At 58.9% G+C, this 14,028-nt stretch carries 18 protein-coding genes; 9 read left to right on the plus strand and 9 right to left on the minus strand.

What is annotated here, in order from left to right:
* Entirely contained in the window at positions 1 to 534 is a 534-nt protein-coding gene (locus tag DOU54_RS00555) for a GNAT family N-acetyltransferase (protein ID WP_113730236.1), read from the minus strand.
* A gap of 179 nt (positions 535 to 713) precedes the next feature.
* The gene (locus tag DOU54_RS00560) at positions 714 to 1,643 is read right to left on the minus strand and encodes a DMT family transporter (protein ID WP_006697766.1); all 930 of its coding nucleotides are present in this window, start codon (positions 1,641 to 1,643) and stop codon (positions 714 to 716) included.
* Between the two features lie 198 nt (positions 1,644 to 1,841).
* Here DOU54_RS00560 and gcvA point away from each other — a divergent pair, with 198 nt between their 5' ends.
* Genes gcvA through DOU54_RS00575 form a run of 3 tightly spaced genes read left to right on the plus strand, consistent with a single transcriptional unit; the run spans position 1,842 to position 3,933 of the window.
* Positions 1,842 to 2,744 carry a transcriptional regulator GcvA gene (gene gcvA, locus DOU54_RS00565; RefSeq protein WP_107339247.1) on the plus strand — a complete coding sequence of 301 codons (903 nt, stop codon included), beginning with the start codon at positions 1,842 to 1,844 and terminating at the stop codon, positions 2,742 to 2,744.
* A gap of 42 nt (positions 2,745 to 2,786) precedes the next feature.
* Positions 2,787 to 3,395: a 3'-5' exonuclease gene (locus DOU54_RS00570; protein ID WP_113381178.1), complete on the plus strand. Its 609-nt coding sequence runs from the start codon at positions 2,787 to 2,789 to the stop codon at positions 3,393 to 3,395.
* Between the two features lie 46 nt (positions 3,396 to 3,441).
* Entirely contained in the window at positions 3,442 to 3,933 is a 492-nt protein-coding gene (locus DOU54_RS00575; RefSeq protein WP_113381177.1) for a CreA family protein, read from the plus strand.
* 36 nt (positions 3,934 to 3,969) lie between these two features.
* On the opposite strand, the gene DOU54_RS00580 is transcribed toward DOU54_RS00575, so the two are convergent.
* Positions 3,970 to 4,437 (minus strand): chemotaxis protein CheW, encoded by a 468-nt coding sequence (locus DOU54_RS00580; protein WP_003522339.1) that lies wholly within the window; start codon positions 4,435 to 4,437, stop codon positions 3,970 to 3,972.
* A gap of 226 nt (positions 4,438 to 4,663) precedes the next feature.
* On the opposite strand from DOU54_RS00580, the gene DOU54_RS27285 reads away from it, so the two are divergent.
* The 3 genes from DOU54_RS27285 to DOU54_RS00590 all read left to right on the plus strand — a co-directional run bounded on the left by DOU54_RS27285 (position 4,664) and on the right by DOU54_RS00590 (position 6,531).
* Positions 4,664 to 4,822 (plus strand): hypothetical protein, encoded by a 159-nt coding sequence (locus tag DOU54_RS27285; RefSeq protein ID WP_006697769.1) that lies wholly within the window; start codon positions 4,664 to 4,666, stop codon positions 4,820 to 4,822.
* Positions 4,823 to 4,963: 141 nt separating this feature from the next.
* The gene (gene sco / locus DOU54_RS00585; RefSeq protein ID WP_006697770.1) at positions 4,964 to 5,572 is read left to right on the plus strand and encodes a cytochrome oxidase assembly protein Sco; all 609 of its coding nucleotides are present in this window, start codon (positions 4,964 to 4,966) and stop codon (positions 5,570 to 5,572) included.
* Positions 5,573 to 5,652: 80 nt separating this feature from the next.
* Positions 5,653 to 6,531, plus strand: a complete 879-nt coding sequence (locus DOU54_RS00590) for a 50S ribosomal protein L11 methyltransferase (protein ID WP_113381176.1) — start codon at positions 5,653 to 5,655, stop codon at positions 6,529 to 6,531.
* A gap of 147 nt (positions 6,532 to 6,678) precedes the next feature.
* Here DOU54_RS00590 and DOU54_RS27290 read toward each other — a convergent pair whose 3' ends face one another.
* Complete coding sequence (locus DOU54_RS27290) at positions 6,679 to 6,852, minus strand: hypothetical protein (protein ID WP_003522343.1); 174 nt, start codon at positions 6,850 to 6,852, stop codon at positions 6,679 to 6,681.
* 293 nt (positions 6,853 to 7,145) lie between these two features.
* On the opposite strand from DOU54_RS27290, the gene DOU54_RS00600 reads away from it, so the two are divergent.
* Positions 7,146 to 8,987 carry an aminopeptidase P family protein gene (locus DOU54_RS00600; protein ID WP_006697772.1) on the plus strand — a complete coding sequence of 614 codons (1,842 nt, stop codon included), beginning with the start codon at positions 7,146 to 7,148 and terminating at the stop codon, positions 8,985 to 8,987.
* Here DOU54_RS00600 and DOU54_RS00605 read toward each other — a convergent pair.
* Positions 8,984 to 9,298, minus strand: a complete 315-nt coding sequence (locus DOU54_RS00605) for an AzlD family protein (protein WP_113381175.1) — start codon at positions 9,296 to 9,298, stop codon at positions 8,984 to 8,986. The two genes, DOU54_RS00600 and DOU54_RS00605, sit on opposite strands and share 4 nt — an antisense overlap.
* Positions 9,295 to 10,014 (minus strand): AzlC family ABC transporter permease, encoded by a 720-nt coding sequence (locus tag DOU54_RS00610; protein WP_045531905.1) that lies wholly within the window; start codon positions 10,012 to 10,014, stop codon positions 9,295 to 9,297. The genes DOU54_RS00605 and DOU54_RS00610 overlap by 4 nt, the downstream gene beginning before the upstream one ends.
* Before the next feature lie 167 nt (positions 10,015 to 10,181).
* Here DOU54_RS00610 and DOU54_RS00615 point away from each other — a divergent pair, with 167 nt between their 5' ends.
* Positions 10,182 to 10,418: a DUF2164 domain-containing protein gene (locus tag DOU54_RS00615; RefSeq protein WP_006697775.1), complete on the plus strand. Its 237-nt coding sequence runs from the start codon at positions 10,182 to 10,184 to the stop codon at positions 10,416 to 10,418.
* An 80-nt stretch (positions 10,419 to 10,498) separates the two neighbouring features.
* Here the strand turns inward: DOU54_RS00615 and pncA are convergent, their stop codons facing one another.
* Entirely contained in the window at positions 10,499 to 11,125 is a 627-nt protein-coding gene (pncA, locus tag DOU54_RS00620) for a bifunctional nicotinamidase/pyrazinamidase (RefSeq protein ID WP_034498807.1), read from the minus strand.
* Between the two features lie 451 nt (positions 11,126 to 11,576).
* Between pncA and DOU54_RS00630 the strand changes: the two genes are divergently transcribed.
* Positions 11,577 to 12,863 (plus strand): DUF2778 domain-containing protein, encoded by a 1,287-nt coding sequence (locus tag DOU54_RS00630; RefSeq protein WP_113381174.1) that lies wholly within the window; start codon positions 11,577 to 11,579, stop codon positions 12,861 to 12,863.
* A gap of 12 nt (positions 12,864 to 12,875) precedes the next feature.
* Here the strand turns inward: DOU54_RS00630 and DOU54_RS00635 are convergent, their stop codons facing one another.
* Complete coding sequence (locus DOU54_RS00635; protein WP_022556583.1) at positions 12,876 to 13,301, minus strand: DMT family transporter; 426 nt, start codon at positions 13,299 to 13,301, stop codon at positions 12,876 to 12,878.
* Positions 13,298 to 13,780 carry a DMT family transporter gene (locus DOU54_RS00640; RefSeq protein WP_004442751.1) on the minus strand — a complete coding sequence of 161 codons (483 nt, stop codon included), beginning with the start codon at positions 13,778 to 13,780 and terminating at the stop codon, positions 13,298 to 13,300. Before DOU54_RS00640 ends, DOU54_RS00635 begins: the two co-directional genes overlap by 4 nt.
* Between the last annotated feature and the right edge of the window lie 248 nt (positions 13,781 to 14,028).

Genomic DNA, 14,028 nt, shown 5'->3' on the forward strand with positions numbered 1-14,028 from the left:
CTATCGAAGTCGTGCCATCACGTGGGCATCAACGTATTTGCCATCACGATAGGCGTCGTTGCGCAGGGTGCCTTCAAGTTCAAAACCGAATTTCTCGTGAAGCCGGATCGCGGGGAGATTGTCGGTGAAGACGTTGAGTTCGATGCGGCGGATATCGTGCCAATTATCGGCGGTGTCGATCAAAGCCGCCAGAATATATGTTCCGACACCTCTGCCGGCAAAATCGTCGTGGACACTGATCACCAGATCGGCAATGTGGGACTGTCTTCCTGCCCTGCGGAACAGTCCTGCATTGGCAACGATCTTTCCCCGCCATTCGCCAACGATGGTGATATCGTTGGGGCCGCGGTTCTCCATCGATTTTCGTGTTTTTTCAACCGACTGAAATGGTTGTCGAAGCGTGCCGTGACGGACGCCGGGCAGGTTGAACATTTCTGTCAGGGCTTCAGCGTCGTCCAGACGCGCGGCGCGCAGGACGACTTCATTCAAGCTGAATTGCGAATCTTCATTATCGGCAAATTTCACAGTCTGCATGCCTGTCTCCTCGGGCGTATGGGAGCAGGAGTGCGAACCCTGCTCGACTGGCAGGGTGGAAATGGATCGCTTAACGCGACGACATACCTTCCCCTGCCGGGTGGCCGGTGATGGTGTGACGACGGGTGGTGTTCTGCTTCGCGATCATGGGCGCACAATGCTTTTGCCGTGTAATTCTGTCAAGCAGGTGCGTTGCCCAGCAGGCTTCTGAGTTTTGACGGCAGCCTGCCGTCGATCGCCGCAAGACCCGCAGCAATCATCGCCATGCCGGCGAAGTGCTTCACTTCCAGTTGCTCCCCTAGAAGCAGGGAACCGAGCAGGATGGCGCTGACGGGGATGAGGAAGGTGACGAGGGCAAGGTTGGTGGCGCCGGCGCTGGCAAGAATGCGGAAGAAAATGAGATAGGCGAGCGCCGTCGAGAGCAGTGCGATGCCGACAAGCGCGCCCCACGTGCCGAGGCTCGGCATGGCGAGTGTCCATGGCTTGTCGATGAGAAGGGCGGCCGGGATCAGCATCAGTGCCGAAGAGGAAATCTGGCCGGTGGCGGTCATCAGCGGCGGCACGCCCATGGCCTTGAAGCGGCGGCCGAATATGCCCGCGAAGGCATAAGAGATGGCCGCGCCGAGGACGGCGATCTGGCCCCAGAGGCCGGATGAGCCGGTAAAGGCGGCGGGGCCGATCATGGTTGCTACGCCGGCAAAGCCGACCAATACGCCGGTCAGCTTATTGCCGGTCATCTTTTCATCAGTGGTGAGAAAATGCGCGACGATAACCGTGAAGAGCGGCGTTGTAGCATTGAGGATCGAAGCCAGTCCGCTGGCAATATGGGTCTGGCCCCAGACGATCAGGCAGAATGGAATGATGTTATTCAGAAGGCCCATGCCGAAAAAGGCGCGCCACACCGCCCATTGCCTCGGCAGGCGAAGGCCCATGATGCGGCAGACGATCTGAAGCGCGATTGCCGCAAGGGTAACACGCAGTGCGACGATGGTGACGGGAGGCAGTTCCTTGACCGCAACACCGATGAAAAAGAACGAACCGCCCCACAGGAGCGAAAGCGCGACAAGCATCGCCCATTCGCGGGCATCCATCTGTTTCTGTATCGCCATCATCATCTCCAAAACGCATGAGCATCGGCATGATCGCAGACCGAATCCCCGCCATCCACCCGATATTGGTTGAGTTAATCTCAAGCTCGGAGGTGATGGTTTTCACGTCGCGTTGTGTCTTGTTGCGTCCATTTACTCTCTGTTTTATGGTGTTTTCAAACGATTGTTTCTCGTTCGATAATTGAGTTGAGCTAAATCATGTCCACCGAACTCCCGTCTCTGAAAGGGCTGCAGGCCTTCGAGGCCGCAGCGCGCTATCGCAGCGTCACGCTTGCCTCCAACGAGTTGAATGTCACGCCCGGCGCCGTCAGTCTGCAAATCCGGGAGCTGGAGGCGCGGCTTGGTGTGCAATTGTTTTTTCGCAAGCCGCGTAGCATCCAGCTGACGCGCGAGGGGGAGCGTTATTACGGCGCGCTCCGCACCGCTTTCCGGATGATGCGCGAGGCGACGGCGGAGCTGACAGCGCGGTCTGAGATCACCGTTTTGACGCTGAGCTGCACACCGACCTTCGCCGTGCAATGGCTGATGCCGCGATTGCCCGCCTTCCAGCAGCAGCACCCGCAGGTGGATGTGCGCATCAGCGTCACGAACCGATTGGTGGATTTTTCGAGGGACGACGTCGATCTGGCCGTCCGGCACGGTTTCGGACGGTACGAAGGGCTTGAGAGCATCCGCTTCATTGATGACAGCACGTTGCCGGTCTGCTCGCCCCAGCTTCTTGAAAAATACGGCCCGCTACGGGAAGCGGGCGATCTGAAATCGGTCCCGCTGCTGCATGATGAAAACCGCAATGAATGGCGGCGCTGGCTGGAAGCGGCAGGTGCAGCGGAAGTCGACGCGTCCGGCGGCACCGTTTTCATCGACAGCAACGGCGCGCTGGATGCCGCCAAGGCCGGGCATGGCATTGCACTGACCCGGCGTTCGCTCGTTTCCCGCGAGCTTGCCGAAGGTGCATTGATTGCGCCATTCGGTAAAGACATGACCAGCACGCTCGCCTATTTCCTCGTTTATCCCAGGCGTATGCTCGATAATCCCGATCTCGCGACGCTCATCGACTGGATGCTTTCGGAAGCGCATTCCAGCGAAGCCGGTTCTCTTTGAGGCCGATCCGGTTTATGCCGGAAGAAACAACGGGAATCACTCTTGAAAACCATCGCCATCGACTTCGAAACCGCGAATGAAGAGCGGGGCAGCGCCTGCTCCGTCGGCCTTGCCTGGATAAAAGACGGGACGATCGTTCGTGTCGAGGAACGGCTGATCCGGCCGAAGGACATGCGGTTTTCGCCCTTCAACATCGCCGTGCACGGCATCCGCCCTGCCGATGTCGAGGATGCGCCGGAATTTCCCGAGGTGATGGAGGAGTTCATCGACGACTTCCATGGTGCGACGATGATAGCCCACAATGCCGCCTTTGATTTCAGCGTCATGCGCGCGTCCTTCGACAAATATCGACAGTCCTATCCCGATCTTTCCTATCTGTGCAGCGTCAAGATCGCCCGGCATGTCTGGCCCAATCTGGCGTCGCACAAGCTGAATGTGATCGCTCATCACCTTCAGCTGCGTTTCGTGCACCATAATGCCGCGGAAGATGCCGTTGTCTGCGCGGCCGCGTCGATTGCGGCGGCCAAGGCATTGAGTGTCGCCCATATCCACGATCTGCCGGAGAAAATCGGCATGGTGGCCGGTCGACTTACCGCCACGGGCTACCAGCCGTGCAGCATGAAAAAACGGCCTGCCGCCCGGGTTGCGTAACGGTGGCTTCCACCTATGTTTGAAGCAGCGTAACGGAGAAGATGCGATGACAAAGAAAACTCTGTCGGGCTTGTTTGCGGGCTTTCTGGTGTTGCTTCCGGTGACTGCGGCAAATTCGCAGGTGGTTGGCGAGGTCGGCGTCGACTGGATCGGCAATGATATCGTGATAGAGGCGATCGCTGATCCGAAGATCAAAGGCGTGACGTGCCATGTGACCTATTTCGAGCGTGGCGTCATCGACCGGCTGAAAAACGGCAACTGGTTCGAAGACCCCTCCAACAACGCCATTTCCTGCAGCCAGACCGGGCCGGTGGAGATTGGTGACATCAATCTTTCGAAGGGCGGCGAAGAGGTGTTTCGGCAGGGGATGTCGCTGGTCTGGAAGAAACTCGTCGTCAGCCGCGTCTACGACAAGGCCAATGATACGCTGATTTATCTGGTGCACGCGCGGGAACTGACCGATGGTTCCGCCAAGATGGCGATATCGACGGTGCCGCTCTATAACCAGCAGGTGACATGGGAAAAGGGCAAGCCGTAAGGCTCGCCCCCGCAATTGCCATGTCGATGCCGGGGATTACGCGGCTTCGCGCGCCAGTTCGTCGGCGATAACCGTATCGAGGTTGAGGAAGCAGACCATGCTTTTTTCCAACGCGACGATGCCGCGGCAGAAGCTTCGCTGTTCTTCCGGAATGATATCGGGCGCGGGCTGCAGGTCTTCGGAGCGGATGGTCATCATGTCGGAGACCTGTTCCACCAGAAGGCCGACCAGCTTGCCGCCGATATCGGTAACGATGATGGCGGAGCGCTCGGAGGGCTCGGTCATTTTCATGCCGAGGCGGCCGGCCATGTCGATGACGGGAATGACGGCGCCGCGCAGGTTGATGAGGCCGAGAACATAGGGCGGGGTGTGCGGCATCGGGGTCACCGGCGCCCAGCCGCGGATTTCGCGGATCGCCATGATATCGATGCAGAATTCCTGATCGCCCAGATGAAAGGAAACGATTTCGAGATATGCGCCGGATTGCTTGATGGCGTTGGACATGACGGCAGGTTTCCTCTGATGGCTCTCTAACAGGCCCACGCAGGATTGAGCTTTATGCGGCGGCCGGAGAATGGACCGGGAGACATCATGTCGAGGCTTGAAAAGCCGCTGGGGTCATAATGCATGGCAAGATTTTAAACTTTCCCTAACAATTCTCCATCTCGCCACGGCAAACTCCAGTATTTTACCGGTTTTCGACTGTGCGTGGACGGGCTATGATAGGAACATGAACGCGCTCGTTTCCCATCCTCTGAAGTTTATTCTGGCTGGACTTTCGGTGGTGGCTTCGCTTGCCATCGTGCTTCTTGCGTTTGACGGCTGGGTGCGGCACGGCACCGATATTTTCCTTTCCGCCGTGCAGAGCGGTATCGCCTGGTGCCTGTGACGCCGCGCCGTCGTCGGGCTTTGTGACAAATCAGCGCGGTCGGCTCAAATACGGCCAGTTGATTTGCCGTCGCCGCCGTCCTTCGCTATCTGTCTGTCGGACGCCCGGACACGGCGCAGGCTTTCGGGGTAGGATTGGACAATGAGAAATATTCGCATCGTATTGTGGGCGGTCGTGCTCGTTCTAGCCGGCGTCGTCAGCTGGCTGACGATCGAAATGACAAAGACCCGCGAGCAGATGGTGGAGACCGCCTATGGCGTGCCGTTCGAACTGACGGCTCAAACGGGTCAGCCGATTACCGAAAAAGCCTTTCAGGGCAAGCCGACAGCGCTTTTCTTCGGTTTCACCCATTGCCCGGAAGTCTGCCCGACGACCCTGTTCGAGCTGAATGGCTGGATGGAGAAGGTGGATCCGGCCGGCGACAAGCTGCAGGCCTATTTTGTTTCCGTCGATCCCGAGCGTGATACGCCTGAAATCATGCAGCAGTATGTGTCCAACGTGTCGAAGCGGATCACCGGCATTACCGGACCGGCCGACAAGATTGCCGAGATGCTGAAAGGCTATCGCATCTATGCCAAAAAAGTGCCGGTGGATGAGAAGGACCCGAATGGCGATTACACCATGGATCACACGGCATCCGTTATACTTCTCGATGCCAATGGCCGTTTTGCGGGAACGATCGCCTATGGTGAAAATCCCGATGTTGCCGAGCAGAAGCTTCAGAATCTGCTGAAGGGCGCGAAGGTTTAATTGCGTTCGGCTTATTGGACTGAGTGCGGTTTTGTGGCAAAGGCAGATTGAACAGCCGAAGCCAGAGGAAACAGCCTGCCGTGAGCGAAATCCGACTTTACGTCACCACGACCGAAATCAAGGCCGGTGAAATTCTCGATTTGATGTCGGACTATTTCGGCGAGGAGGATGTTGCGATCGCCACGACCGAGGTGGACGAGAAGCGTGACATCTGGGAAGCCTCTGTCTATTTGATGGCGGAGCAGGAAGAGGAATTTCGCGAGCGCATCAGTACGCTGCTTGCGCCGGCCTTTCCGGGCCTTGTCATCGAGAAGGAGATTGTTCCTGATGTCGACTGGATCGCCAGATCGCTTGAAGGTTTGAAGCCTGTCCGGGCAGGGCGTTTCATTGTTCACGGCGCTCATGATCGCGACAAGGTGCGGCCGAACGATCTGGCCATCGAAATCGAGGCGGGACAGGCTTTCGGCACCGGCCATCATGGCACGACGGCGGGGTGCCTCGAAATGATCGAAGAGGTTCTGCGGGCGCGGCCCGTGCGCAACGCGCTCGATCTCGGCACTGGCAGCGGCGTTCTGGCCATCGCCGTGCGCAAGATGCGTCCTATTCCCGTGCTTGCGACGGACATCGATCCCGTCGCTGTGAGGGTGGCGAAGGAAAATGTCCGGCTTAACGGCATTGTCTCGGGCATGGTGCTGGAGACGGCGCCGGGTTTTCACTCGGACGCCTTCCGCAAGCATGGCCCGTTCGATCTCATCATCGCCAATATTCTAGCGCGGCCACTCATCAAGATGGCGCCGCAGCTCGTCACGCATCTGGCACCCGGCGGCACTGTCATCCTGTCGGGTATTCTGGCGTCACAGCGCTGGAAGGTGCTTTCCGCCTATAATGGCGCAAGGCTTTCCCATGTCCGCACCATCTGGCGCAATGGCTGGGTGACGCTGCATCTTCGCAAGGACTGAAGCTCTCGCAACATTTATTGCGGACAAAAGAAAAGGCGGCGCTTTCGCGCCGCCTGAAAACCCGCGAGCCTGGGAGGAGCTTGCTCAAGCGGGTAGACGTATTCCTGTCCGGACGGGGGGTAGGGAGGAATGCCGCGCCGGATAAAATCAGAATACGTAGCTGGACTTTGCCTTGCGACGCAGATCGGCGCGGTTCATGCCGAGCGCTTCGAGCGACTTGTCGTCGAGGTTCAGAAGGGCGGCGTTGACATGACGGCTGACCTGACGCTCGCGTGCTTCAACGACGCGATCGAAGGCGGTGCGGAGGAAAGATTTTGCCATTGCTTCAAATCCTTGTTTGCCAGGAGAGTGTCTCTCTCGCTGTGTTGATCCTGATATAAGCGATGTGTTTTTGTTTGGTTAGAGGGTATATATCAGGGTAGGAATGCATTTTTTGCATATCACTAAGCCTTCAGTATTACTTATTTCGCAAAATATGCCCAATTTATCACCGCAATCCCGGGCATCACTTATGTCTTGAAACCGGCTTTGTCCGCGTGGCATTGTCGTTGCGCGCCAACGATTTGATGGTGCCGACAAACAGCTTTCTCCATGTCAGTTCCCGAAAGATGCCCATGTTCCAGACCTTCGAAAACAAATCCGCGCCGCAATTCGGCAAGGCTCGCGTCGAGGCGCTGCGCGCCGGTTTCGATGCCCTCGGTATCGATGGGTTTCTGGTGCCGCGTGCCGATGAATATCAGGGAGAATATGTGCCTGAGTGCGCCGAGCGCCTCTCATGGTTGACCGGATTTACCGGTTCCGCCGGCATTGCACTGGTAACGCGGAAGGAAGCGGTGGTATTCGTCGATGGGCGCTATACGACGCAGCTAAGCTCGCAGGTTGACCAGACAGTGTTCACTGGTGGTGATCTGGTCGGTGCGCCACCCTCCGTCTGGCTTGCCGAACATGCTCCAAAGGGTTTCCGGCTTGGTATCGATCCGTGGCTGCACACCGGCGCCGAATTGAAGCGGCTGGACAAGGCGATCGCCGGCAAAGGCGGTTCAATCGTTCTTCTGGAAAAGAACCCGCTCGATGCGCTGTGGCAGGATCGTCCCTCCGAACCGCTGGAGCCCGTCGTCATCCAGCCAGAGGCATTTACCGGCAAACTGGCGAAGGAGAAGATTGCCTCACTGGCGGAAACCGTTTCCGCAAAGGGGGCGGATGCACTGCTGGTGACCGATCCTTCGTCAATCGCCTGGATTTTCAATGTTCGCGGCAACGACGTGCCGCATACACCGCACCCGCTCGCCCGCGCGATCATTTACGCAGATGGCAGGGCCGATATTTTTCTCGACAAGCGCAAGACCGGCATCGAGGCCGAGGCCTATCTGGCGCAGCTCGCGACACAATTGCCGCCGTCGAAGATCGCGGATCGCCTGCACGCCATTGCCAGCGCCAAGGGCCGGGTGATGGTGGATGCCGATCTGACGCCAGTGGCGCTGACCGGCGCAATTACCGCAGCGGGCGGCTCCCTGATCGAGGAAGCCGATCCAGTCCGTCTGCCCCGCGCGCGCAAGAACAGAGCTGAGCTTGCCGGTTCCGCCGCCGCCCATGTGCAGGATGGGGCGGCCATGGTCGAATATCTCTGCTGGCTGGATCGCCAGCAGCCCGGCACGGTGACGGAAATCGACGCCGTCAAGGCGCTGGAGGCGGCTCGCGTCAAGGTGGGGCAGGGGCTGCAAAACCCGCTCAAGGATGTCTCTTTCGACACGATTTCCGGGGCCGGCGCACATGCTGCCATCATCCATTACCGCGTCACGACAGATACGGATCGCACACTTGCCGATGGTGAGATGTTCCTCGTCGATTCCGGTGCGCAATATGTTAACGGCACCACGGACATTACCCGCACCGTTGCCGTCGGCAGCGTTCCGGAGGAGCAGAAGCGCTTCTTCACGCTGGTCCTGAAGGGCATGATCGGCATAAGCACCGCACGGTTTCCAAAGGGAACGCGCGGTTGCGATCTCGATCCGCTGGCGCGCATCGCTCTCTGGAAAGCTGGCGCGGATTATGCCCACGGCACCGGCCACGGTGTCGGTTCCTATCTTTCGGTGCATGAGGGGCCGCAGCGCATTTCGCGGCTGTCGACACAGGAGCTTTTGCCCGGCATGATCCTGTCGAACGAGCCGGGTTATTATCGTCCGGGTGCCTTCGGCATCCGTATCGAAAACCTTATCTATGTGCGCGAGGCGGAGGAGGTGGCCGGAGGCGACCAGCCGATGTTCTCTTTCGAGACGCTGACATGGTGCCCCATTGACCGACGGCTGGTGGTCACCGCACTTTTAACTGACGAGGAGCTCAACTGGCTAAATGCCTACCACGCAGGCGTGCTGGAGAAGCTTTCTCCCCTGATAACCGACGAAGAAGTCAAGGCGTGGCTCGTTGCGGCGACCAAGCCATTGGAGCGGGTTGCTTAAAGCAGCCCGAAATGCCGGATGGTGATGACGATGGCCCAGCCGACGGCGAGCATCGTCAGGCCGGGAAAGCGCAGGCAGACCAGAAGGGCGCCCACCATGCCGATCTTCACCTCGTATCCGCCTTCAAAAAAGGCGGGTGCGACGAGCGTGGTGAGAACCGCCACGGGAACGGCGTTCAGGCCCGCCTCCATCCGCGGCGGGATGGATTTCATCCGCGTCATCAACACATAACCGCCGATGCGGGTGAGATAGGTGGCGATGGCGGCGAGTGCGATCAGGAAAATCGTATCTGCATGCAGAACGTTACTCATGGCGTTTCCACCCCATTCTCAGAATTCGTCGCGCCATTCGGTTTCGGCGGATAGAGGACCGCGACGAGAATTCCGGCGACGGCGCCGAGACTGACATGCCACGGCGAACCGACGATGTGATAGGCAACCGTTGCGCCGACTGCACTTGCCAGCATGACAGGGTAGAAATTTTCTCGCTGACGGAAGCTCAGCACCATGCCCATGAAATAGATCGGCAGCAGGACATCGAGACCGATGGCTTTCGGGTCGCCGATCATATTGCCGAGCGATGCGCCGAGAATGGTCATGGCCAGCCACAGCACATAAACGGGTGCCGCAAAGCCCATGTACCAGGAAAAGCCCACCGTGCCGGTATTTTCGTATTTCCTCACCGATTCGGCGAATTGCGGATCCACCAGCACGAAGAAACCCGCGGCCTTCTGCAGGAATGACCAGTTCGAGATCATTCGGGCGATGGCGGCGGAATAGAGGATATGGCGGAAATTGACGGCGAACACGGAAAGAACGATCAGCCAGGGGGCAACCTTCTGGCCGAACAGTTCGATACCGACGAGCTGGCTTGCGCCGGCGTAGACGGTGCCGCTCATGATCGTGGCTTCGGTGACGCTCAGCCCGTTATCGACCGCGACCGCGCCGAACAGCGCACCGAAAGGGGCGGCGGAGAGGGCGATCGGGAAACCGCCCTTCAATCCCTCGCGAAAATCTTTATTGAACATCTCTGGAACTCCTTGCCGCCGCTCTATCGCCGTCCCGTCCGACTGGCAAACGAATTGCATGAATGGATCGATTGATTAACTTGAAGCTTCCGTTACGGTATGCTGCCGGGCGGGCGGTCTCATCGCCCTCTTCCGGCGCCGCTGAACAATCTGACCATGGAAGATCGATGCTGGAGAAGCAGGAGAAGGCCGCGTTGGCCGCACGTGTCCGGGACTATCTTGCCCGGGAAGCCGAAGCTGAAATCGGCCTTCTGCAGGCGGAAATCTTCGTGGATTTTCTGGCGGAGGAATTGGGATATGTGTTCTACAATCAGGGGCTTCGCGATGCGCAGGCGGCGATTCTGAGACGTCTTGAGGACGCGGCGGGGGATATAGACGTGCTGGAGAAACCGAAGCCGCGCTGATGCACCCACTGCGCAGAGGCCTATCAAAAGGGCTCCTGTGGCGAGCACGGCAATCGGTAAACTGGTAGGCGCAGCTCCCTTTAATCGCGCAATATGTCGCGGCTTTTAAGAATGATCGCGCCTTTTTCACGCATCGTCGCAATAGCGGCTTTTATACCCTGCGGGTCGATGCCGCGGCTGGCATCTTCGATGAAGCGGACCTTGACGCCGGGCAGCATGTCCAGCGCATCGAGCACCGAAAAACTGACGCAATAATCGGTGGCGAGGCCACAGACATCGAGTTGCGTCACGCCCTGTCGGGTCAGATAATCGGAAAGCCCCGTCGTCGCGCCCTGGTCATTGTCGCGAAAGGCGGAGTAGCTGTCGACAGCGGGGTTTTCGCCTTTCTGCTGAATGTAGTCGAAAGCTTCCGTCTTCAGATCCGGGTGGAATTCCGCATCCGCCGTGCCCTGCACGCAATGGTCGGGCCACATCATCTGCGGTTTGCCGGAGAGTTCGCCCATGTCGAAGGGTTTCTTGCCGGGATGCTGCGAGGCGAAACTGCCGTGGTTTTCCGGGTGCCAGTCCTGCGAGGCGACGATGAGGTCGTAGCCGCCATTGTCGATCAGGGCATTGGCAGTGGGCACGACCTTGTCTCCATCGGCAACGGCCAGATTGCCGCCCGGGCAGAAACCGTTCTGAATATCGATAAGCAGCAACGCCTTCATGATGGCCTCCCTTTTCCGGGCAGGATGCCAAGCTGCTCCTGGGGGATCAAGCCTTTTTCCGCCTGCCCGGCATGTGCTGTGGTGGGGAGCAGCGACCTTTCATGTCGCACTCCTGCCGCATTTCCAGCAAATTTCCGGCAAAGTCGGAAATTACCTGACAATACGGCGGAAATTTTTCAAGGCCAATGACGCCATTAGGGCGCTTCCCCGGGACCACGCGGTGCACAAGCACCCGGTATCCGCGTAAGTCATTGTTTTGCCTTAGCCCCACAATGCGCAGACTTTAACGAAATATTTTTGCAGGGACTCGTAAACACTTTGGTTACCATAATTCGTCATGCTTCGAACCAGTCAGTTCCGAAAGCGGCCCGGTGTTCGCCCGTTCTTCGGATGTCCCAAAATCCCTCCGGCGTCGGCCGGGTATGCGTGAACGGTTCGAGTAACGAGTATCATGGCGTTTTCTGCTGCGGCCTATAACGGCGCCGGTCTTGCCGGTTCGCATTCCCTCAAGAGAGGCAAATCCTTTTCGTTCGGGCGAATGTCGGCGCTTCTTGGTGGCGGTGCCTTTGCCGGCCTTTTTGCCTTTGCCGCTTTCGCTTCGCTGCACGGTATGGCCGCCGCCTCGCATGGCGTCGGACAATTTGAAAAGACGCTTGTGGCAAGGCTGGATACAGCCGAGGCGGCGATTGCCCGCACGGCGGCGCGTGATATTCACGTCCGCAAGTTTTCCCGCCTGAGCGACCACAGTCACGGCCAGCAGAAGGCCGTCCGCCTTGCCGGCATCATGCCGGAGATCGGCGCGAAAGAATTCGGCGAACGATTTGGCGCGGCGGCGAACGCCAAAGGACAGGCGACCGTCAAGGAACTTGCCGCGCTTCAGCCTTCCGCGATCGTCGATTCGGCGCTTGGACGCACCTCCGAGGTTGCCTATCAGAGCGCCGTTCCACAGCATCCGGCATTCGAAGTGGCGCTGGCCCGACCGCAAGTCGAGGAAGAGGCAAGCAGTCTGCTTCCCGACGACGTGCCGCTGCCAAGCTTCAGACCTGATGTCGCGACAGCTCAAACGGTCGAGCCGTCACCGCGTCCTGCGGCAACTGCCAAGGCGGATGAGCGCGTTCCCGCTGTCGCCTCTGCGTCTGCTTTCGATGCGCCGGTTCCGCTGCGGGCGCCGCAGGCGCCAAAACAGAGCACCGGCGCCATGCTGGCCTTCGCGAAACCGGATAATCCGATGCGTGAGCCAAGCAAGATGGATGCGGTTCCGTGGCCTGACCGTGGCAATGGCACGGCGATCTACGATATCTCTTCCGGCGTGGTGCACATGCCGAATGGCGAGAAACTGGAAGCGCATTCCGGTATCGGCAAGATGCGCGACAATCCCGATTATGTTCACGTCAAGATGCGCGGGTCCACACCGCCTTCAAGCTACAAGCTGACAATGCGCGAGGCGCGCTTCCACGGCGTTGAAGCCATTCGCCTGACGCCGGAAAACGGTGTCAATCCGCACGGCCGCGACGGGCTTCTTGCTCATACATACATGCTGGCGAAACGCGGCGAATCCAATGGCTGCGTTGTGTTCCGCGACTATTCCCGCTTCCTCGCGGCCTTCAAGCGCGGTGAGGTCAAGCGCATGGTGGTCGTGCCGAAGCTGAACGGCAACCGCCCGACGCTCGCGAGCAGCGGTGGTAAAAGCGGCGGCAAGACGCTGCTCGGCATGTTCTCGCGCGGCAGCGACTCGTGACTGCGCGAATATTTAACGGCTGCGCCGCTGCGTCAGCACCATGCCGGCCAGAATGAGCAGGATGCCGAGAGCGCTGGCCCAGATTTTCGGCGGATGATCGCTGAAAAGATCGAGCATCACACCTGAGACCATCTGGCCGCTTATGACCAGAAGCGCGGTGTTGACCGCGCCGATGCGGGGGATGAGCCAGCTTCCCGAAGCGATGAAGACGACGCCGATGGGGCCGCCGATAAAGGCAAGCCAAGGTGCATCGGCCGCACCCGGTGGAATGAGGCCGCCGACAACGAGTCCGATCACGGTCAGCACGGCAAAACCGACGATGTGATTCCAGAAAGACGCGATGAGCGGCGAGTTTGACAGGCTGAGTCGGCCGTTGATCTGGCGGCTCAGCGCCACGAAGACGCCGCCGGTAAAGGCCATGGCGATCCAGACGATCATGCCGTTCTCCCGACAAGGATGATGAGTGCGCTGCCGCACAGAATGAGCGCCACTGCCGCCATGTCCCGAAGGTCCGGCTTTCTTCTGGGCAGTCCGAACAGACCGAAAATATCAGCCAGAAGGCTGAAGATGACCTGTCCACCAAGTCCGAGCGCAATGGTTCCCGAAAGCGCCAGCGGTGAATTGACGGCGGTGGAGGTGAGGATGACGATCGCGGCACCCACAACGCCGCCGCAATAGGCCCAGAGCGGCGCTTTCGGTTTTGCCGGGGCCGAAAGGTCTTTCTTCGAACGCATGATAGCCAGATAGACCAGCGCCGCCACCGTGCCGGTGCCGTGCGCCGTCCAGGAAGAAAACAGCGCGTTGCCGTAATGGGCGAGCTGTCCGTTGAAATGCACCATCAGCGTCAAAAGACAACCGCTGGCGAAGGCGGCGGCGAGATGCAGCGGATTCAGGCGTGGATGCGTCGTGTCTGTCATGTCGGATCGGAAAAGCTGAAGATGGATACGAGCTTTAGCCCATCTGCGCCTGAATCGGAATCGAATTGCGAGAGCTGGCGGATTTGGACGAGATTATCCTGAGCGTTGCGGAACAAGCGATGTGGCTACGCATTATTGCAGCATGAAGAAAACGACACGCAAACCGTTGAACCGGATGACGATTTTCGTCGTCTCGATTTTTATTGTCGGAGCCGTTGTGGCGGCAATTTATCTCATCGGCTTCACGC

The sequence above is a fragment of the Agrobacterium sp. MS2 genome (assembly GCF_003261015.1).
Classification (GTDB): domain Bacteria; phylum Pseudomonadota; class Alphaproteobacteria; order Rhizobiales; family Rhizobiaceae; genus Agrobacterium; species Agrobacterium pusense.

Excerpts from the sequence above, each read along its gene's own strand:
- DOU54_RS00630 (WP_113381174.1), top strand. The coding sequence starts at position 11,577 with ATGGCGTTTTCTGCTGCGGCCTATAACGGCGCCGGTCTTGCCGGTTCG.
- DOU54_RS27285 (WP_006697769.1), top strand. The coding sequence starts at position 4,664 with ATGAACGCGCTCGTTTCCCATCCTCTGAAGTTTATTCTGGCTGGACTT.
- DOU54_RS00640 (WP_004442751.1), bottom strand. The coding sequence starts at position 13,780 with ATGACAGACACGACGCATCCACGCCTGAATCCGCTGCATCTCGCCGCC.
- pncA (WP_034498807.1), bottom strand. The coding sequence starts at position 11,125 with ATGAAGGCGTTGCTGCTTATCGATATTCAGAACGGTTTCTGCCCGGGC.
- DOU54_RS00575 (WP_113381177.1), top strand. The coding sequence starts at position 3,442 with ATGACAAAGAAAACTCTGTCGGGCTTGTTTGCGGGCTTTCTGGTGTTG.
- DOU54_RS00555 (WP_113730236.1), bottom strand. The coding sequence starts at position 534 with ATGCAGACTGTGAAATTTGCCGATAATGAAGATTCGCAATTCAGCTTG.
- DOU54_RS00610 (WP_045531905.1), bottom strand. The coding sequence starts at position 10,014 with ATGTTCAATAAAGATTTTCGCGAGGGATTGAAGGGCGGTTTCCCGATC.
- DOU54_RS00635 (WP_022556583.1), bottom strand. The coding sequence starts at position 13,301 with ATGATCGTCTGGATCGCCATGGCCTTTACCGGCGGCGTCTTCGTGGCG.
- DOU54_RS00605 (WP_113381175.1), bottom strand. The coding sequence starts at position 9,298 with ATGAGTAACGTTCTGCATGCAGATACGATTTTCCTGATCGCACTCGCC.
- DOU54_RS00600 (WP_006697772.1), top strand. The coding sequence starts at position 7,146 with ATGTTCCAGACCTTCGAAAACAAATCCGCGCCGCAATTCGGCAAGGCT.
- DOU54_RS00615 (WP_006697775.1), top strand. The coding sequence starts at position 10,182 with ATGCTGGAGAAGCAGGAGAAGGCCGCGTTGGCCGCACGTGTCCGGGAC.
- DOU54_RS27290 (WP_003522343.1), bottom strand. The coding sequence starts at position 6,852 with ATGGCAAAATCTTTCCTCCGCACCGCCTTCGATCGCGTCGTTGAAGCA.
- DOU54_RS00580 (WP_003522339.1), bottom strand. The coding sequence starts at position 4,437 with ATGTCCAACGCCATCAAGCAATCCGGCGCATATCTCGAAATCGTTTCC.
- gcvA (WP_107339247.1), top strand. The coding sequence starts at position 1,842 with ATGTCCACCGAACTCCCGTCTCTGAAAGGGCTGCAGGCCTTCGAGGCC.
- sco (WP_006697770.1), top strand. The coding sequence starts at position 4,964 with ATGAGAAATATTCGCATCGTATTGTGGGCGGTCGTGCTCGTTCTAGCC.
- DOU54_RS00560 (WP_006697766.1), bottom strand. The coding sequence starts at position 1,643 with ATGGCGATACAGAAACAGATGGATGCCCGCGAATGGGCGATGCTTGTC.